Raw genomic sequence first — 18,029 nt, forward strand, 5'->3', positions numbered from 1 at the left:
TGGCTGTTGCCGCGCTCGGCGCGGGAACCCTGTTTACCCTATCGAGAAACTTCTTGCAGTCTCCCATCTGTCACGCGGCGAGGCGGAAGCGCTCCAGCCATTGCATGCGATGACTGAACAGCAATACTGATGTAGTAACGCTCAGGAAGGTGATTGCCTTGCCCAATTCTTCATCGCCTGGCATGTCTTCGATAACGACAATTCGCTGATGTTCGTCAGCGCCCGCCGATTTAAGATCAAGCATCTTACCGCCGGCTTTATAGACGTTACCCCAATCAACATGTTCGTCACCGCTTGCCACCGGCTGGATGTAATGCCGTCCAACATCCGGCAAGTCGATCACCAAGGGGAATTCGAGTTGATGACCGGAAACCCCTTGCACCGAGACATTGCGTTGCAGGTGTGCGCCGGCGACAGACTGTAATTCGCGGCCGACGCTCTGGATGAAGCGTTCTTCGCCAGCCTTCGGTAGCCAGCTTGCTTCGGAGTGGCTGATGGCAATTGCGGTATTCAGTACGGCGGCGACTACGCTGGGCAAGTCGGCTTGTGCGGCAGTCGCTCTCAGTGCTCCGCCATCGCTCAAATTAACTGCGGGGAAGCGCTTGCGGATACCCTCCAAGCGTGGCTTGCTGAGCTTTGCACCCAGTGCACTGGCATGCATCAGTGTGTCGGCATGATCAGTGACGAGCCAGCGATCATCTCCGAGAGGCTCCAGAAACAAGCCAAGGTGTTCGCCGTCGTCGAAGGTAAAGGGCGACCACAGGCGCAGTGCGCCATTTTCACGCGGCGCGCAGTCAAAGCCCAGGTTTTCGAGCAGGTTTGCGCAGTTCATATCAACTCCAGTTGTTGGCTGGGTGGCGGTCTGTATCCGCCAACTACCTCTAGGTTCGTTTTCGTACAGAAATGCTCAAACAGAGCGGGGAAATCTTTGAAATCAGTGATTGGCTCCATATATCCATAGCCTTCATCCGACCATGTGTGTTTATGTGTTCCCGGGCCAAAACGCTTGCCAAAATAAGGACGCCCCTTACCCACCTTGTTTGTGTGCTGTCCATCCGGCTCAAAATCAATGGCATAAACACGTTCGGTTCGTATATAGCAGCCCGCAACTGTATTTTTCAAGTGCGGCGCCTGCGGCGGGCCGCCACTGCAGAATTATCCGCGTGCCCTCCGACACAACACCATTGACTTCGACTGCAGAATCCCATTTCCACCAATGTGCGTCTTTCTTCGAAATTCCTGGGCGCCAGTCGATAACCGAAATGGCGTTTTTCTTCGCGCTCAGGAAGAGACTGACATCAGCGAGGGCAAGCATGCAATTGTGCTGAATAGAAGAGAGAAAACATAACTATAGCTTGTCAAAGTGTGGACCATGCTGTTCTTTCGGGGTGGGTTTGAGTAGCTATTTTCAGGGGCGGGTGGCTCAGGAGGTGCGCCATCTTTTAAGCGAGGCACAAAAGTCGGCGCTTCCGGTGCGGCGGATACGCCTTTGACGCTTAGCTGCCGAACGGCGCCACCCCGATCAGCCAGGCGTGGCCGTAAAAGGCGAACAGCGCCCAGGCAATCAGTCCGATCACCACCACCGCGGCGTCGCGGGAAGCGCCGCGTGCCGGATAAGTGCGACCCGCGACCCGATCCCGGCGTCGCGCCGAAACGAAATCGAGCACCGCCCAGATCAGGAAGGCACCGAACAGCGTCGCGTCGACCAGCGCGCCGTTGGCCAGCAGATGCGCCAGCGCCCACAGCTTGACGCCGGCGACCATCGGATGGCCGACGACCGCCTTGATCCGGCTGCCTGGCAGATAGGCCGCCACGAGCAGAATGAAGGCCGGCAGCGTCAGCGTGGCGGCGAGATGCCGAGTCCAGATCGGTGAGCCCCACAGTGTCGGGGAATCGGCGCGAGCCATGCCGTAACCCCAGATGATCAGCCCCAAGCCAATTGCCGAAAGAAGTGAGTACACGCCTTTCCAGCGCACCTCGCCGAGCCGGGCAATCTGCGCCTCGCGCCAGTCGCCGGCGAAGATGCGTACCGAATGGACACCGAGGAACAGCACCAGGCCGAGGATCAGGAAGCTCATTGCGACTCTTTCTGCAACAGTGAAGTGCCGCGATCTTACTTGCGATTTATGTCTGCGCCCAAGGCGCGGACGGTATCCTAGCGATAAAGCTTCAGGGCCCATCTTGGAGGCGTTGCCACAAGGAGAACCGCCATGACCATTCGCCGCCTGCAACAGATCATCCGTTCCGTTGCCACCTCGGACGGCGCCGGTGTCAGCCTGCGCCGCAGCCTCGGCCAGTCGCCGGCCACGCGCGTCGATCCCTTCCTGATGCTCGACGAGTTCTCGTCCGACGATCCGGACGACTACATCGCCGGTTTTCCCCCGCATCCGCATCGCGGTTTCGAGACCGTGACCTACATGCTCGACGGCCACATGCTGCACGAGGACCACCTCGGCAACCGCGGCGACCTGCTGCCCGGCGGCGCGCAATGGATGACCGCCGGGCGCGGCATCATCCATTCCGAAATGCCGCAACAGGAAAGTGGCCGCATGCGCGGCTTCCAGCTCTGGATCAACCTGCCGGCGGCCGAAAAGATGAAGCCGGCGCATTACCGCGACATTCGCCCCGAAGAGATTCCGAGGACGACACTGCCCGGTGGCGGCGAGGCCAGGGTGATCGCCGGGAGCATCGCGGTCGAGGGCCGCGCGGTGGCCGGCCCGGTACAGGGCCTGTCGACCGAGCCGCTCTACATCGACGTTCTGCTGCCTGCCGGCGGGTACTTCGCCCAGGCGCTGCCTGCCGCCCACGGCGCTTTCGTCTATGCCTACGAGGGACGCCTGGCGATCGGTCCGGCGGACGATCCGCGCCCCCTGTCGGCGCAGGATGCCGGCGTGCTCTCCGCCGGCGAGCGGGTGGAGTTCCGGGCCGTCGATGGTCCGGCCCGCTTTCTCTTGCTGGCGGCACGGCCGCTGGGCGAGCCGGTGGCGCAGCACGGACCGTTCGTGATGAATACCCGCGAGGAAATCGAACAGGCGATCGCCGATTACCGGAACAACCGCCTGGTGTGAGGGTGTTCCGGAAGCCTTACAGCTTGAAGCGGTTCAGCACCCCGTTGAGCTCCGTCGCCAGCGTCTGCAGCTGTTGTCCCTCTTGTTCGGCATGGCCGATGGGCACGCTGATTTCCTTCGCGACCCGGGCAACGCGGTCGACATTGCTGCCGATCTCCCTGCTGACGGCGGTCTGCTCGATCATCGAGGATGAAATTTCTTCCATTCCCTGCGTGGTGAGCTGCGCCGCCTGATTCGCTTCGCCCAGTCCCTCGGCGACCCTTTCCAGATGATCCTGCGAGGAGCGCAGCGCCTGCCTGCCGTTTTCGATGGCGCGCTCCACGATGGCCGACTTGTCGCTCAGTGCCGCGGTCACCTTGTTGATCTCTGCGGCGGTCTGGGCGGATTTTTCCGCAAGCTTGCGAACTTCGTCGGCAACCACCGCGAAGCCGCGCCCATGCTCGCCGGCACGGGCGGCTTCGATGGCCGCGTTCAAGGCCAGCAGGTTGGTCTGGTCGGCGATGTCGCGGACTTCCTGGGTCATCCCCGTAATCGCCTGGGTGCTCTCGATGAAGGCTTCCGCGGTGCGGGAGATTTCATCCACGCAACTTTCCACGCTGTCGATTTCGCCGATCATGCGCGACAGGCTCTCGTTGCCTTCCTGCATCCGCGTCATGCTCGCCGCCGACATCTGGCGGACCTCGGCGGCGCTGTCGGCGACGCGGCGTGCAATGCCCTCGGCGTTGCTGATCGTAGTGGCGGTCTCGACCACGGTGGCGCATTGCTGATCGTTGCCTCGGCTGATGCTGCCGGTGGTTTCCTGCATGCGGTTGGCGGCGTCGTTGAGCTTCTCCGCAGCCACCCGGATCTGGCTTGCCATCTCGTGGAGATTCGACTGCATCGAGGCGATTCCACCCAGCAGGCTGTTCGGGTTGTCGGCGTCGACCTCGATCTTGAAGGCCAGGTCGCCTTGCGAGATGCGGCCGACCACGCTCGCTGCATACTGCGGTTCGCCGCCCAGCAGGCGCAGCAGCATCCGCACCAGCAACAGGAAGGCGGCAAGCCCGAAGGTCGAGGCGACCACGGTCACCACGGCCATCCAGAGCCGGGCATCGGCGGCAAATGTGCCGAGGTTCGCATCCACCTTCTGTGCCGCCTCGCCGAGGCGGGAAACCATGTAGAAGCTGAAACCGTTTGCAATCAGTGTGGCCAGTGCAAGAACGGCCAGCACCAGGATCAATTGCCTGCGCAAGCTCATGGCGAGTCTCTCTCTGATCGGCAGCTGCCCGGGGCAGCCGGATGGCGGGGCATGATTGCCCGGTTGAAGAACAGGGACTTTAGCCAAGGATAGTACGCGGAGCCATTAAATTTGCATGTGCGGATATATGGAATCCTGCTGCGAGTCGCCTTGCCGGTTGCCCCCCCGCCGACGATGAACGAACAGATTTTATCGGTGGCCCCTTGAATAAGCGGCCACAAGGCCCTATTATTAGCACTCGTTGGCGATGAGTGCTAATAGATACCTTCGCCCGACTCAGACCTGCGGCCCGCCCGCACCGGCTTTTTCTGCACCAATCCAGTTCAAGAGGAGTTCAACCCATGAAAATTCGTCCTTTGCATGACCGCGTTATCGTCAAGCGTCTCGAAGAAGAGAAGAAAACCGCTTCCGGCATCGTCATCCCCGACAACGCCGCTGAAAAGCCCGATCAGGGCCAGGTCATCGCCGTCGGCAACGGCAAGATCCAGGACGACGGCAAGGTCCGTCCGATGTCGCTCAAGGTTGGCGACCGCGTGTTGTTCGGCAAGTACTCCGGCCAGACCGTCAAGGTCGATGGCGACGAGTTGCTGGTCATGCGTGAAGAAGACATCATGGGCGTAGTTGAGCTCTGATCCCCATAGAATTACAGGAGATACATACAAATGGCAGCTAAAGAAGTCCGCTTCGGCGATTCCGCGCGTCAGCGCATGGTGAATGGCGTCAATGTTCTGGCCGACGCCGTCAAGGTAACCCTCGGCCCCAAGGGTCGCAACGTCGTGCTCGAGCGCTCCTTCGGCGCGCCGACCGTGACCAAGGACGGCGTTTCCGTCGCCAAGGAAATCGAACTCAAGGACAAGTTCGAGAACATGGGCGCGCAGATGGTCAAGGAAGTCGCTTCCAAGACCTCCGACGTCGCCGGTGATGGCACCACGACCGCCACCGTGCTGGCCCAGTCGATCGTCCGCGAAGGCATGAAGTTCGTCGCCGCCGGCATGAACCCGATGGATCTCAAGCGCGGCATCGACAAGGCCGTGATCGCCGTGACCGAAGAACTCAAGAAGATCTCCAAGCCCTGCACCACGACCCACGAAATCGCCCAGGTCGGCTCGATTTCCGCCAACTCCGACGCCGACGTCGGCAAGATCATCGCCGATGCGATGGACAAGGTCGGCAAGGAAGGCGTGATCACCGTCGAGGACGGCAAGTCCCTGCAGAACGAACTCGAAGTCGTCGAAGGCATGCAGTTCGACCGCGGCTACCTGTCGCCCTACTTCATCAACAACCCGGACAAGCAGATCGCCATCCTGGACAACCCCTTCGTCCTGCTGCACGACAAGAAGGTTTCCAACATCCGTGACCTGCTGCCCGTACTCGAGCAGGTCGCCAAGGCCGGCCGTCCGCTGCTGATCATCGCCGAAGATGTCGATGGTGAAGCCCTGGCCACCCTGGTGGTGAACAACATCCGCGGCATCCTCAAGACCGTTGCCGTCAAGGCCCCGGGCTTCGGCGACCGCCGCAAGGCCATGCTCGAAGACATCGCCATCCTGACCGGCGGCACGGTGATCGCCGAGGAAGTCGGCCTCACGCTGGAGAAGGCCACCCTGGCTGATCTCGGCCAGGCCAAGCGCGTCGAAGTCGCCAAGGAAAACACCACGCTGATCGATGGCGCCGGCAAGGAAGATTCGATCAAGGCCCGCGTCACGCAAATCCGCGCCCAGATCGAGGAAGCCACCAGCGACTACGACAAGGAAAAGCTGCAGGAGCGCGTGGCCAAGCTGGCCGGCGGTGTTGCGCTGATCAAGGTCGGCGCCGCGACCGAAATGGAAATGAAGGAAAAGAAGGCCCGCGTCGAAGACGCGCTGCACGCCACGCGTGCCGCCGTTGAAGAAGGCATCGTGGCCGGCGGCGGTGTTGCGCTGCTGCGCGCCCGCGCTGCGATCAGCCTGAAGGGCGACAACCACGAGCAGGAAGCCGGCATCAAGATCGTGCTGCGCGCCCTGGAGCAGCCGCTGCGCGAAATCGCCGCGAATGCCGGCGACGAGCCCTCGGTGGTGATCAACAAGGTGCTCGAAGGCAAGGGCAACTTCGGCTACAACGCCGCCACCGGCGAGTACGGCGACATGGTCGCGATGGGCGTGCTGGATCCGACCAAGGTGACCCGCACCGCGCTGCAGAACGCCGCGTCCGTTGCCGGCCTGATGCTGACCACCGACTGCATGGTGGCCGAGATGGTCGAGGACAAGCCGGCCGGCATGGGCGGCATGGGTGGCATGGGCGGCATGGGTGGCATGGGCGGCATGGGTGGCATGGATATGTAATCGACGCTGTCGATTTCATATCCAGTGGAAGGAACAGGAGGGAACCCAGGTTCCCTCCCGTTACCCTCCTTCCTACTGGGCCTGTCGCATCGAAACCCCCGACTCTGGCAACAGGGTTGGGGGTTTTGTTTTTGGTGTTTTGCCTCGCGTGTTGAAAGTCGGCGCTGACGGTACGGCGAGCGAGTTCGGGATGCTGCGCCGCGCAAATTCCCGATTGCCCGAGGCCGCGCCGGACACGCTATCATTCAGCCATAAAACATATTACAAAGAGGATACCCATGGCTGAGGACGGCATCTATCGCAAGACCGAAAAGGGCAGAACCGAGATTGCGACCCGGGTCAACAAGCTCGGATTGCGGGAGCGGACCATGCTGATCATGGTGGACGACAAGACCACGCGCAGCGGCCTTTTGTCCAGAAGCGCCCATCCCAGCACCGGAGACATCCTCGATTCGCTGCTGGCGCAGGGGTATATCGAGATTGACACGGGTCCGGCGCCCGCCGCTGCCGCACCGGTAGTCGAGACCGCGCACGCGCACGCAACCCCGGCTTCGCCGCCGATCGAGGTTTCGCTGACATCGGCTTCGCGTTATGCCTGTCGTGCCCTGGTTGACCTCATGGGCCCGGCGGCCGACGACCTGACCGCGCTGATCGAGAAGGCCAAAGGCGTGGAGGATCTCGCGGTCGTGCTGGAAAAATGCCGCGTCATCCTTCAGGGGATGGCGGGCAAGCAAAAAGCCGAGGCATTTTGGGCGGGTGTCAGCGCCCGCTTGCCCAAGGCCTGATTTGTGGCAAGCTGGGGGCGCTGAACGTCGCACCCGCCAATTTCCAGCCACAATGACGCCATGAGACTACTGCTTGCAGAAGACGATCGCATCATTTCCCAGGGCTTGATCGCCGCCCTGCGCAAATCCGGTTATGCGGTCGACCACGTCAACAACGGCGCCGATGCCGACACGGCCCTGCTCTCCCAGCCCTACGATTTGCTGATCCTTGATCTGGGCTTGCCGCGGCTGTCGGGGATCGATGTGCTCAAGCGACTGCGGGCGCGCAAAGTCACCATGCCGGTACTGGTGCTCACCGCCCAGGACGGCGTCGAAGACCGCGTACGCGGGCTGGATGCCGGCGCCGACGATTACCTGACCAAGCCTTTTGCCCTGCCGGAACTGTTTGCCAGGGTGAGGGCGCTCACCCGTCGCGGCACCGGCAATCCGACGCGGATCGAAGTGGGGGCCTTGTCCTACGACCAGTCCGAACGCATTGCCCGCCTCAACGGCGAGATCGTCGAGCTCTCGGCGCGTGAATTGGCGCTGCTCGAAATCCTGTTGCTGCGTGCCGGGCGCCTGGTGGCGAAGGAACAACTGGTCGACCAGTTGTGCAGCTGGGGCGAGGAAGTCAGCAACAATGCCATCGAAGTCTACATCCATCGCCTGCGCAAGAAGCTCGAACCCGGCGATGCCCGCATTACAACGGTGCGTGGCTTGGGGTATTGCCTGGAGAAACCGTCCGACGCCACTGTTTCCGCTGATGACCGCAGCTGATCGCGGCGCGCAAGGCGGGCCCGGCGGCCCGCAAAGCGAAGACCTGTTCGACAAACCCGCGGCGCCTGTCTCGCCGAACCTGCGCGGTCCGAATCCCTTCCTTTATGTCGAATACCCGAATTCTCTGTTCGGCGAAATCCTCGACTGGATGCTGGCGCCGCTGCTGCTGCTGTGGCCGATCTCGATCGCCGCCACCAACCACGTCGCCAGCTACATCGCCGACCAGCCCTACGACCAGGCCCTGGCCGACAACGTCACCGCCATCGTGCGCCTGGTGAATGTGGAAGGCGGAAGGGTGACGGTGAGCCTGCCGGCGTCGGCACGCACGCTGCTGCGGGCGGACGATGTCGACACGACCTACTATCAGGTGGTCGGCCCCAGCAACAAGATCATTCACGGCGACCGGGAAATTCCCTGGCCGACATTGCCGGCAAACATTGAAGCGCGCAAGGTCATGTTTCGCGACGATCGCATCGAAGCCGAGAACGTGCGGATCGCCTATGCCTTCATTCCCGTGAGGAGCGGTCTGCCGCCGATCATCGTGCAAGTGGCGGAAACCCTGCACAAGCGGGAACTGCTTTCCTCGCGGATCATTTCCGGCGTGCTGCTGCCGCAATTCGCCATCATTCCGCTGGCGGTGATCCTGGTGTATCTGGGCCTGACCCGCGGCATCGCCCCCCTGCACAGGCTGCGCGAGCGCATCCGCCGCCGCCGGCCCACCGATCTGTCACCGATTCCGGTCAATCGCGTGCCGGACGAAGTGCGGCCGCTGGTGGTGGCTTTCAACGAGATGATGGGGCGGCTGGAAGAGAATCTGCAGGCCCAGCAGCGCTTCATTGCCCAGGCCGCGCACCAGATGCGCACGCCGCTCACAGGGCTCAAGACCCAGACCGAACTCGCCCTTTCGGAAACCGATCCGGTGCAGATGCGCAATGCCCTGCAGCTGATTGCCGAAAGCACCGACCGCGCTTCGCACATGATCAACCAGTTGCTGATCCTGGCCCGCGCCGAGGCCAGCCATGAAAAAGTGCACCGCGTGGTGCCGCTCGACCTCGACGATCTGGCGCGCAGCGTCACCGGGGACTGGGTGGTCCGCGCGCTGGCGAAAAGGATAGACCTCGGTTTCGAGGCCAGTGGCCGCCCCCTGCTGATCAACGGCGTTCCCTTGCTGTTGCGCGAGCTGCTGTCCAATCTGGTGGACAATGCAATCAAGTACACCCCGGTCGGTGGTCACGTCACGGTGCGCACCCGTGCCGGCGCCCTGGCGGTGGTCGAAGTGGAAGATGACGGCATCGGCATTCCGCCGGAAGAGCGCGCCAATGTTTTCGAGCGCTTCTATCGCGTGCTGGGAACCGATGCCGACGGCAGCGGGCTGGGCCTGCCGATTGCCGCCGAGATCGCCGAGCTGCACCAGGCCAGGATAGACCTGCTGGCCGGCAGTCAGGGCAGGGGCAGCCTGTTCCGTGTCAGCTTCCCGCGCTACTTGGAGGGCGGCGACGGTCCGCGGAGCCAGCCGCCATTGGCTTCGGGAAGCTTTCCTGTCGGCCTGTAAGCTTCCCGTCAGGATTGCCGGACGACAATGCCGGCATCTTGGGGCAATTGGCGTTGATCTATGCCATTGGTACTGCTCCGGGGATACGGTAGGCGCATAACACGGGGAACCCGGGGTGCGTCCCAGGAAGAACGGCGAACTGTTCCGGTTTGCCGTATAGCCAAAAAGGAGGAGTGCTAGATGCAACTCACTGAAAAACACAAGCAGTACTGGAACATAAACCTCAAGATGAGCAGCTTTCTGCTCGTCCTCTGGTTCGTGTTCACGTTCGTCATGGGCTGGTTTGCCCGCGAGCTCAACGAAATCACCATCATCGGCCCCCTGGGCTTCTACATGTCGGCGCAAGGCTCCTTGATCATCTACGTTGCGATCATTTGGTACTACGCCCATTACATGAACAACCTGGACAAGGAATACGGCGTCCACGAAGGGGAGCTCGACTAACATGGCTGAAGTTACCCAATCCCAATTTGCCGCCAACCTGAAGCGCTACTACAGCTTCTATACCGGCGGTTTCGTTGCCTTCGTCATTGTCGTCGGCATCCTCGAGCAGATGGGCGTGCCGAACAAGATCCTCGGCTACATCTTCCTGTTCGCCACCATCATGCTGTATGCCGGCATCGGCTTCATGTCGAAGACGGCCGACGTCGGCGAGTACTACGTCGCCGGCCGACGCGTGCCCGCCCTGTTCAACGGCATGGCGACCGGCGCCGACTGGATGTCCGCCGCCAGCTTCATCGGCATGGCCGGCACCCTGTACCTGTCCGGTTATGACGGTTTGGCCTTCGTGCTGGGCTGGACCGGCGGCTACTGCCTGGTGGCGATCCTGCTGGCGCCCTACCTGCGCAAGTTCGGTCAGTTCACGATTCCGGACTTCCTCGGTGCGCGCTTCGGCGGCCATCTGCCGCGCCTGATCGGCGTGATCGCAGCCATCACCTGCTCCTTCACCTACGTGATCGCGCAGATCTACGGCGTCGGCATCATCACCTCGCGCTTCACCGGCCTTGAATTCCAGGTCGGCGTGTTCGTGGGTCTGGCCGGCATCCTGGTCTGCTCCTTCCTCGGCGGCATGAAGGCGGTGACCTGGACCCAGGTGGCCCAGTACATCATCCTGATCGTGGCCTACATGATCCCGGTGGTCTGGCTGTCGGTGAAGCATACCGGCATCCCGATCCCGCAGATCGCCGCTTACACCTCGGCCCTGCCCAAGGTGACGGCGCTGGAAAAGGAGTTCAACGACAAGACCACGCCCAAGGGCGCCAAGGAAGAGTCGGTGCGCGCCATATTCCGTGAGCGTTCTGCCGCGGCCACCGCCAAGCTGGCGGGCCTGGAAAAGGACGGCGCCGGCTTCCTCGCGGCGGAAAAGGCCAAGCTGGTCGAGAAGCTGAACGCCCTCAAGGCCGAAGCGACTCCCGATCCGAAAGCCATTGAAGCCGCGGAGAAGTCCATCAAGGACTTCCCGGCCGACGCTGCCGCGGCCAAGAAGGCCTGGACTGCCGAGAAGGGTGTCGGTGCTCGCGCTGCCCCGGTCAAGGCGCATGCCGAGGCCTTTGCCGTCGGTGGGAAGACGCCGGAAGAGATCGAGAAGAACCGTACCAAGGCGAAGAAGAACTTCCTCGCCCTGATCGCGTGCCTGATGATCGGTACCGCCGCCCTGCCGCACATCCTGATGCGCTATTACACGACGCCATCGGTGCATGAGGCGCGCGTCTCGGTGTTCTGGGGCCTGTTCTTCATCTTCCTGCTGTACTTCACGGCACCGGCGCTGGCCATCCTGGCCAAGTACGAGGTGTACAGCAACCTGGTGGGTTCGAGCTTCTCGGCATTGCCGGCCTGGGTCAGCAACTGGGCCACGGTGGACAAGACGCTGATGAACATTGCCGACATCAACAAGGACGGCATCGTGCAACTGGCGGAAATCGTCCTCGGCGGCGACCTGATCGTGCTGGCAACCCCGGAAATCGCGGGTCTGCCCTACGTGATCTCGGGCCTCGTGGCGGCGGGTGGTCTGGCAGCGGCGCTTTCCACCGCTGACGGCCTGCTGCTGACCATCGCCAACGCGATGTCGCACGACCTGTACTACAAGATGATCGACCCGAACGCCTCGACGGTTCGCCGTCTGGCCGTGTCCAAGGGCCTGTTGCTCGTGGTGGCGCTGTGTGCCGCCTACGTCACCAGCCTGAAGCCGGGCGACATCCTGTTCCTGGTCGGCGCGGCCTTCTCGCTGGCAGCCTCGGGCTTCTTCCCGGCGCTGGTCTGCGGGGTGTTCTGGAAGCGCGCCAACTACCTCGGCGCGGTGCTGGGCATGAGCTTGGGCCTTGGTGTGTGCGCCTACTACATGTACATGACCTATCCGTTCTTCGGCGTCAATGCACCGCTGTGGTGGGATATCGCCCCGATCTCCGCAGGCACCTTCGGCATTCCCGCCGGTTTCCTTGGCATCATCATCGGCAGCCTGATTTCCCCGGCGCCGAACAAGGAAATCCAGGAACTGGTTGACCATGTGCGCTATCCGAGCCTGGAAGGCGATATGGACACCAAGGGTACTTGATAAGTCTTATGGAGGAGGAGGAGGGCTAGGGAGCATACCCACCCTCGTTGAACCGGCCCCTGGGAAACCACGGGCCGGTTTTTTTATCCTATTTTCCGCAGATGACGCAGATTTTCACAGATTAGAGCGTGGTAATTCCGTGGGTTGGAGGCGATCGGCAGGCAACCCGATGGGTGATGTGCCAGGCCCTCCAATCTTGTTGATCCATCTGCGCAAATCTGCGGACCAACTGTTTTTTCCAGGTTTATGTCTCCGAGCGAAGGCGAGGATACGGTATCCCCTTGCGGGACAAGGCCGCGGTACGGCCTGTTTGAATCAGAAAGGAAGTTCGGGAATGAGTTTCATCAGATCGGCGCGCTGGGTATCCTGCACCAGCTTTCTCGCCCGCTTCGGCTCGAAGCCGACCAGGCGCTTGACGATGCCGGTGACGTCGTCGGGCCGGTTGGCATGATGGTAGGCCATGCCCAGCTGGTAGAAGCCTTCGCCGCTCATGGGCTGCAGCTCGACCACCTTTTCCAGTGCCTTCACCGCTTCCTCGTGCTGGCCCAGCCGCGCATGCGCCAGACCCATGCCGTACCACGCCATGTCCTGTTGCGGCACCAGGCGCACCGCCTCGGTGAACGCGGCGATGGCTTCCTTCGGCTTGCCCGCGTGTTCGCAGACGTAGCCGAGGTTGAACCAGTTGGCGCCATCGTCCGGGGTCAGCGCCAGCGCCGCCTCGAACCACTTGATGGCGACTTCGTAATTTTTCCGCTTCGCCGCGATCGCGGCCAGGTGGCGCGCCGACTGCACGTCCTGCGGATTCATGCTAAACGCAGTAAGGTAAGACTCGAAGGCGGCATCCTCGCGGCCGAAGAAGTGGAACAGCCAGCCGCGGGCATAATGCCGCCAGTGATCGTAATTCATGAGATTGACCAAGCAAAATAACGGAGACCGAAACATACCATGAGCCACCCTGAACTACTCATTCTTGGCGTGCTGCGCGCGCTGGTCGAGGTCGCGATGCTGTTCCTGCTCGGGCAGGGCCTGCTGGGCCTGCTGGCGGGCAGGGGCCGCGACAACAACACCATGTACAAGCTGTTCCTGATCATCACCGGGCCGGTGGTGAAGGCCATGCGGAAAGTCACGCCGCGGCTGGTCATCGACAAGCATATTCCCTACATTGCCTTCGCCGTGCTGTTCTGGCTCTGGATCGCGCTCGCCTGGCTGAAACGGCTTTATTGCGACACCCACATGCTGCAATGCATTTGATCCTCGCTCCGGCATTGCGGGGGAAACCCGTTCCGGCAGCCTGATCTGTCACGGAAATCGTGAACGCCCACTTCGACCGCACCCGCATCACCCTGCTGCTGGTCCTGGCAGCCTTGCTCGGCGTTGGGGTATGGGCCTATCGCAACGTCAACGATTCCTTGCGCGAGATTCGCGCCACCGGTCTGCAGACGCTGCTCAATACCCAGATTGGCACGCTTGAGCAATGGATTTCCGAGCGGCGCAATGAGGCCGAGCAACTCGCCGCGGATGCAGAGCTGGCGGCCGATATTGCCCGCCTCGCGGCCGGTCGCGGTGGCGACGGCGTAAGCATTGTGCAAGGCATTCTCGGCAAGGCGGCAACCATTGGCATAACGGCGGCGCTGGTGACCGATCCGCACGGCCGGATTCTCGCCGCCAGCGAAGCGGAGCGGGTCGGCCTTGGCGTAACGCCGGATTTCCTTGCCCATCTGGCGCTCGTGTTGAAGGGGCAATCCGCCTTCATTCGGCCTTACAGCGTTACCGATGGTGCCGGCGTCCGCCAAATCGGCCGCGCCTGGGTCGCGGCGCCGATTCGTGCCGGGAACGGCAGGATAGTGGCGGCGCTTGCCCTCGGCTCTCCGGTCGACAAGGGCTTCGCCAGCCTGTTCGAGGCCGCGCGTCTTGGCCACAGCGGGGAAGCCATGGTTTTCGATGCCGAAGGATGGCTGTTGTCACCCAGCCGGCACGTCGAGGAACTGCGGCAGCGCGGCCTGGCGCTTCGCCTTGTCACTCCCGCCGCGGAGGGGGATGCCCTGAGCCTGCTTGCGACCCGGGCCGTCGCGACGCGCGGTGAAGGGGGCGAAGGCCTGCTGCTTGATCCCTATCCGAACTATCTCGGCCGCGAGGTGATCGGCGCCTGGCGCTGGCTGCGCGATCATGACATTGGCGTGGCGATCGAAATCGAGGCGAGCGAGGCCTATGCGCCGCTGACTTATCTGCAGACCGGCTTCGCCATCATCCTGCTGCTGATTTTCGCCGTCTGGCTTTCCGGATTCCTGGCACCCGACGCTCTGGCGGTCCTGCTGCGGCGGGACGGCCGTGTCCGGCAGATGGGGCCCTATCGCCTGCTGCGACAGATCGGCGAAGGCGCCATCAGCAATGTGTACCTGGCGCAGCATCGCATGCTCAAGCGCCCGGCGGCCGTCAAGGTGCTGAAGCCGCAGACGACCTCGGACGAATGGACCGCGCGCTTCCAGCGCGAAGTCCAGCTCTCCAGCCTGCTGCACCACCCCAACACCATCACCATCTACGACTACGGCACCGGGCCGAACGGCGAGTTCTATTACGCCATGGAATACCTGGAAGGCCTTTCGCTGGCTGATCTGGTCGAGCGTTATGGGCCGGTGCCGCCCGCGCGCACCGCATCCATCCTGCGCCAGGCCTGTGCGTCCCTGTGGGAGGCACATTCCTGCGGGCTGGTGCATCGCGACATCAAGCCGCAGAACATCATGCTGTGCCAGGTTCGCGGCGAGCGCGACGTCGTCAAGGTGCTCGATTTTGGCCTGGTCAAGCAGATGTCGGGCGACCAGACGCGGGATCTCACCGGCGTCATGCGCATCCTCGGCACGCCGCTCTACATGTCGCCCGAGCGGATTCGCCATCCGAGCGACGCCGACGGCCGTGCCGACATCTATGCGCTGGGTGCGGTGGGTTTTTTCCTGCTCACCGGCAAGCGATTGTTCGAGACCGAAACGGAACACGACCTGACCTACCAGGTGCTGCATGTCGTGCCCCGGCTTGCTTCGGAATGCTCTCCCTACGAGGTGCCGGCGGAGCTCGATGCCCTGATCGGACGCTGCCTGGAGAAGGACCCCTCGGCACGGCCGCAGACCATCGCTGAAGTTGCCAGCGCGCTCGACGGCATACTGGTACACATGCCGTGGACCCGCGCCCAGGTCGACGCGTGGTGGAAGCAGCACTGGGTGAGCGAGGATGACCCTCGGCGGCGCTTCACCGCGGCCAACCCCTGATGACTCTAGAAAAAACAGTTGATCCGCAGATTTCGCGGATGGATCAACACGTTTGGCACGCTTTCCCCATCACCCATCGGGTTTGTCCGCGAGTACCTCCAACCCTTTGAAGGACCGCGTTTTGATCTGCGAAAATCTGCGTCATCTGCGGAAAACAGGATGAAAAAAGCCAGCCCCGCAGGGCTGGCTCTTTGCTTGCTGCGGTATTGCTTAGTGGCCGGAGGCGCTGGAGCTGCCGACACCGGTTTCCGAGCGGACCAGCTGCGCCGGGAATGCAGCGCGTTCCTTCTTCGCCTGGGCGCTGTTGTCCAGCTTGGAGACGATGTAGATCACCACGAAGGCCGCCGTCATCGAGAAGATCGCCGACGACGCGTAGGGGAACAGCGCGGAACCCTTCGGATTGCCCAGCGAAGCCTCCCACACGGCCGGCGACATGATGGTCAGCGCCACGGAGGAGACCAGGCCGACCGTGCCGCCCGCGACCGCGCCCTTGGTGGTGCAATCCTTCCACAACACGGACATGAACAGCACCGGGAAGTTGGCCGAGCAGGCCACGGCGAAGGCCAGCATCACCATGAAGGCGACGTTCTGCTTCTCGAACACGATGCCGAGCAGCACGGCGAAGATGCCCAGGCACACCGTGGTGATCTTCGACACGCGCAGTTCGGTCGCGCTATCCACGTTGCCGTGACGCCACACCGAGGCGTACAGGTCGTGCGATACGGCGGAAGCGCCGGACAGCGTCAGGCCCGCCACCACCGCCAGGATCGTGGCGAAGGCCACGGCGGAAATGAAGCCCATGAACAGGTCGCCGCCGACCGCCTTCGACAGATGCACCGCGGCCATGTTGCCGCCGCCCTTCAGCCCCTTGGCGATTTCGCCATTGACGAAATAGTCCATGGGGTTGGGGATCAGGTTGGTGATGGCGCCGAAGCCGATGATGAAGGTCAGGATGTAGAAGTAGCCGATCCACGTCGTCGCCCAGGCCACCGACTTGCGGGCTTCCTTGGCGCTCGGCACGGTGAAGAAGCGCATCAGGATGTGGGGCAGGCCGGCGGTGCCGAACATCAGCGCCATGCCGACCGAGATGGCCGAAATCGGATCGGTGATCAGCGCGCCCGGACCCATGATGGCGTCTTTCTTCGAGTGCACTTCAACGGCCTTGGCGAACATCGCCTCGGGGCTGAAGCCGAACTGGAACATTACGGCCAGCGCCATGAAGGTGGCGCCGGTCAGCAGCATGCAGGCCTTGATGATCTGCACCCAGGTCGTCGCCGTCATGCCGCCGAACAGCACGTAGATCATCATGATCGCACCGACCATGCTGACCGCGACGATGTAGTCGAGGCCGAACAGCAGCTTGATCAACTGGCCGGCGCCGACCATCTGCGCGATCAGGTAAAAGGCCACCACGACCAGCGAGCCGCAGGCCGCGAAGGTGCGGATCGGACCCGCGTCGAAGCGGTAGCCGGCGACGTCGGCGAAGGTGAACTTGCCGAGGTTGCGCAGGCGCTCCGCCATCAGGAAGGTGATCACCGGCCAGCCGACCAGCCAGCCGATCGAGAAGATCAGGCCGTCGAAACCGGAGCCGAACACCAGGGCGGAAATGCCGAGGAAGGAAGCCGCCGACATGTAGTCGCCGGCGATCGCCAGGCCGTTCTGGAAGCCGGTGATGCCGCCGCCGGCCGTATAGAAGTCCGACGCGGTCTTGGTCTTGGCGGCGGCCCACTTGGTGATCCACAGCGTGATGCCGACGAAGATCGCGAACATCGCGATGGCGGTCCAGTTGGTGGCCTGCTTCTGCGCCTGGCCGAGGTCGGCGCCGGCGGCGATGACGAAGCCGGTCGCGAGGAGGGCGGTTGCGCCGCCGAGAATGTGCCTGAGCTTGATCACTTGGAAGCCTCCCTGACGATTTCATCCTTGGTGGCATCGAACTCGGTGTTCGCGCGGCGGACGTAGATCGCGGTGATGATGATGGTGAAGACGAGCACGCCGATGCCCAGCGGGATGCCGACCGAGGTCACGGCGCCGTCGGCGATCTTGCTGGCGAGAAACTGCTTGTTGAAGGCGATCAGCAGGATGTAGCCGAAATACACGACCATCATCATGATGGTCATGATGATCGAGTACCTGTTGCGCATGCTGACGAACTGCATGAATTTCGGATTCTTCTGAATCCGTTCGACGATGTCTTCTTCTTTCATGGAACCCCCGGGAGTGGAAGGTGATTGTTGCAATGGGTGGAGTGCCGCATTTGTTGCGGTGCGGCATCCTAGGGCGGAGCTCTTACGCCGCCCTTACGCAGCTCGTAAGCCAGCCGTCAGCGACAGCCTTGCCAGGCAAGCGCTACGTGCCCTTTGACGCCATGGCGCCGACCGCCTATAATCCGCAGCCTTTCCGGCTAGGTAGCTCAGTTGGTAGAGCAACGGATTGAAAATCCGTGTGTCGGCAGTTCGATTCTGCCCCTGGCCACCAGTATCAGAGCGGGGGTTCTTCGGAACC

General features: G+C 62.4%; 17 protein-coding genes and 1 tRNA gene. 11 read left to right on the plus strand and 7 right to left on the minus strand.

What is annotated here, in order from left to right:
• Positions 1–70 precede the first annotated feature (70 nt).
• The 3 genes from SUTH_RS00835 to SUTH_RS00840 form a co-directional block, all read right to left on the minus strand.
• Positions 71–832 carry a DUF1828 domain-containing protein gene (locus tag SUTH_RS00835; RefSeq protein ID WP_041096351.1) on the minus strand — a complete coding sequence of 254 codons (762 nt, stop codon included), beginning with the start codon at positions 830–832 and terminating at the stop codon, positions 71–73.
• On the minus strand, positions 829–1,122 hold the full coding sequence (locus tag SUTH_RS19225; RefSeq protein ID WP_148312811.1) for a hypothetical protein: 294 nt from the start codon (positions 1,120–1,122) through the stop codon (positions 829–831). The genes SUTH_RS00835 and SUTH_RS19225 overlap by 4 nt, the downstream gene beginning before the upstream one ends.
• A 374-nt stretch (positions 1,123–1,496) precedes the next feature.
• Positions 1,497–2,078 carry an NnrU family protein gene (locus SUTH_RS00840; RefSeq protein ID WP_041096353.1) on the minus strand — a complete coding sequence of 194 codons (582 nt, stop codon included), beginning with the start codon at positions 2,076–2,078 and terminating at the stop codon, positions 1,497–1,499.
• Between the two features lie 132 nt (positions 2,079–2,210).
• On the opposite strand from SUTH_RS00840, the gene SUTH_RS00845 reads away from it, so the two are divergent.
• Positions 2,211–3,068, plus strand: coding sequence for a pirin family protein (locus SUTH_RS00845; protein WP_041096354.1), 858 nt, complete (start codon positions 2,211–2,213; stop codon positions 3,066–3,068).
• A 16-nt stretch (positions 3,069–3,084) separates the two neighbouring features.
• Here the strand turns inward: SUTH_RS00845 and SUTH_RS00850 are convergent, their stop codons facing one another.
• The gene (locus SUTH_RS00850; RefSeq protein WP_052473006.1) at positions 3,085–4,305 is read right to left on the minus strand and encodes a methyl-accepting chemotaxis protein; all 1,221 of its coding nucleotides are present in this window, start codon (positions 4,303–4,305) and stop codon (positions 3,085–3,087) included.
• A gap of 341 nt (positions 4,306–4,646) precedes the next feature.
• On the opposite strand from SUTH_RS00850, the gene groES reads away from it, so the two are divergent.
• From groES to SUTH_RS00885, 7 genes are all read left to right on the plus strand, one after another.
• Positions 4,647–4,937, plus strand: a complete 291-nt coding sequence (groES, locus tag SUTH_RS00855) for a co-chaperone GroES (RefSeq protein ID WP_041096356.1) — start codon at positions 4,647–4,649, stop codon at positions 4,935–4,937.
• A gap of 30 nt (positions 4,938–4,967) precedes the next feature.
• A complete protein-coding gene (gene groL, locus SUTH_RS00860) occupies positions 4,968–6,623 on the plus strand; it encodes a chaperonin GroEL (RefSeq protein WP_041096358.1) in 1,656 nt (551 codons plus the stop codon).
• 278 nt (positions 6,624–6,901) lie between these two features.
• Complete coding sequence (locus tag SUTH_RS18145; RefSeq protein WP_052473007.1) at positions 6,902–7,408, plus strand: hypothetical protein; 507 nt, start codon at positions 6,902–6,904, stop codon at positions 7,406–7,408.
• Positions 7,409–7,468: 60 nt separating this feature from the next.
• On the plus strand, positions 7,469–8,164 hold the full coding sequence (locus tag SUTH_RS00870) for a response regulator (RefSeq protein WP_041096360.1): 696 nt from the start codon (positions 7,469–7,471) through the stop codon (positions 8,162–8,164).
• On the plus strand, positions 8,151–9,716 hold the full coding sequence (locus SUTH_RS00875) for a sensor histidine kinase (RefSeq protein ID WP_084207199.1): 1,566 nt from the start codon (positions 8,151–8,153) through the stop codon (positions 9,714–9,716). Before SUTH_RS00870 ends, SUTH_RS00875 begins: the two co-directional genes overlap by 14 nt.
• 180 nt (positions 9,717–9,896) lie before the next feature.
• Positions 9,897–10,160: a DUF4212 domain-containing protein gene (locus SUTH_RS00880; protein WP_041096362.1), complete on the plus strand. Its 264-nt coding sequence runs from the start codon at positions 9,897–9,899 to the stop codon at positions 10,158–10,160.
• Between the two features lies 1 nt (position 10,161).
• Positions 10,162–12,267, plus strand: a complete 2,106-nt coding sequence (locus tag SUTH_RS00885) for a sodium:solute symporter family protein (protein WP_041096364.1) — start codon at positions 10,162–10,164, stop codon at positions 12,265–12,267.
• 315 nt (positions 12,268–12,582) lie between these two features.
• On the opposite strand, the gene SUTH_RS18150 is transcribed toward SUTH_RS00885, so the two are convergent.
• Positions 12,583–13,173 (minus strand): tetratricopeptide repeat protein, encoded by a 591-nt coding sequence (locus SUTH_RS18150; RefSeq protein ID WP_052473009.1) that lies wholly within the window; start codon positions 13,171–13,173, stop codon positions 12,583–12,585.
• Positions 13,174–13,212: 39 nt separating this feature from the next.
• On the opposite strand from SUTH_RS18150, the gene SUTH_RS00895 reads away from it, so the two are divergent.
• Entirely contained in the window at positions 13,213–13,518 is a 306-nt protein-coding gene (locus SUTH_RS00895; protein ID WP_041096366.1) for a hypothetical protein, read from the plus strand.
• Positions 13,519–13,577: 59 nt separating this feature from the next.
• Positions 13,578–15,527 carry a serine/threonine protein kinase gene (locus tag SUTH_RS00900; protein ID WP_052473011.1) on the plus strand — a complete coding sequence of 650 codons (1,950 nt, stop codon included), beginning with the start codon at positions 13,578–13,580 and terminating at the stop codon, positions 15,525–15,527.
• 210 nt (positions 15,528–15,737) lie between these two features.
• Here the strand turns inward: SUTH_RS00900 and SUTH_RS00905 are convergent, their stop codons facing one another.
• On the minus strand, positions 15,738–17,420 hold the full coding sequence (locus tag SUTH_RS00905; protein WP_041096368.1) for a cation acetate symporter: 1,683 nt from the start codon (positions 17,418–17,420) through the stop codon (positions 15,738–15,740).
• A complete protein-coding gene (locus SUTH_RS00910) occupies positions 17,417–17,731 on the minus strand; it encodes a DUF485 domain-containing protein (protein ID WP_041096370.1) in 315 nt (104 codons plus the stop codon). The genes SUTH_RS00905 and SUTH_RS00910 overlap by 4 nt, the downstream gene beginning before the upstream one ends.
• Before the next feature lie 195 nt (positions 17,732–17,926).
• Here SUTH_RS00910 and SUTH_RS00915 point away from each other — a divergent pair.
• Positions 17,927–18,002 (plus strand) — tRNA-Phe (locus SUTH_RS00915).
• The last annotated feature ends 27 nt before the right edge of the window (positions 18,003–18,029 follow it).

It is taken from the genome of Sulfuritalea hydrogenivorans sk43H (assembly GCF_000828635.1).
GTDB lineage: Bacteria > Pseudomonadota > Gammaproteobacteria > Burkholderiales > Rhodocyclaceae > Sulfuritalea > Sulfuritalea hydrogenivorans.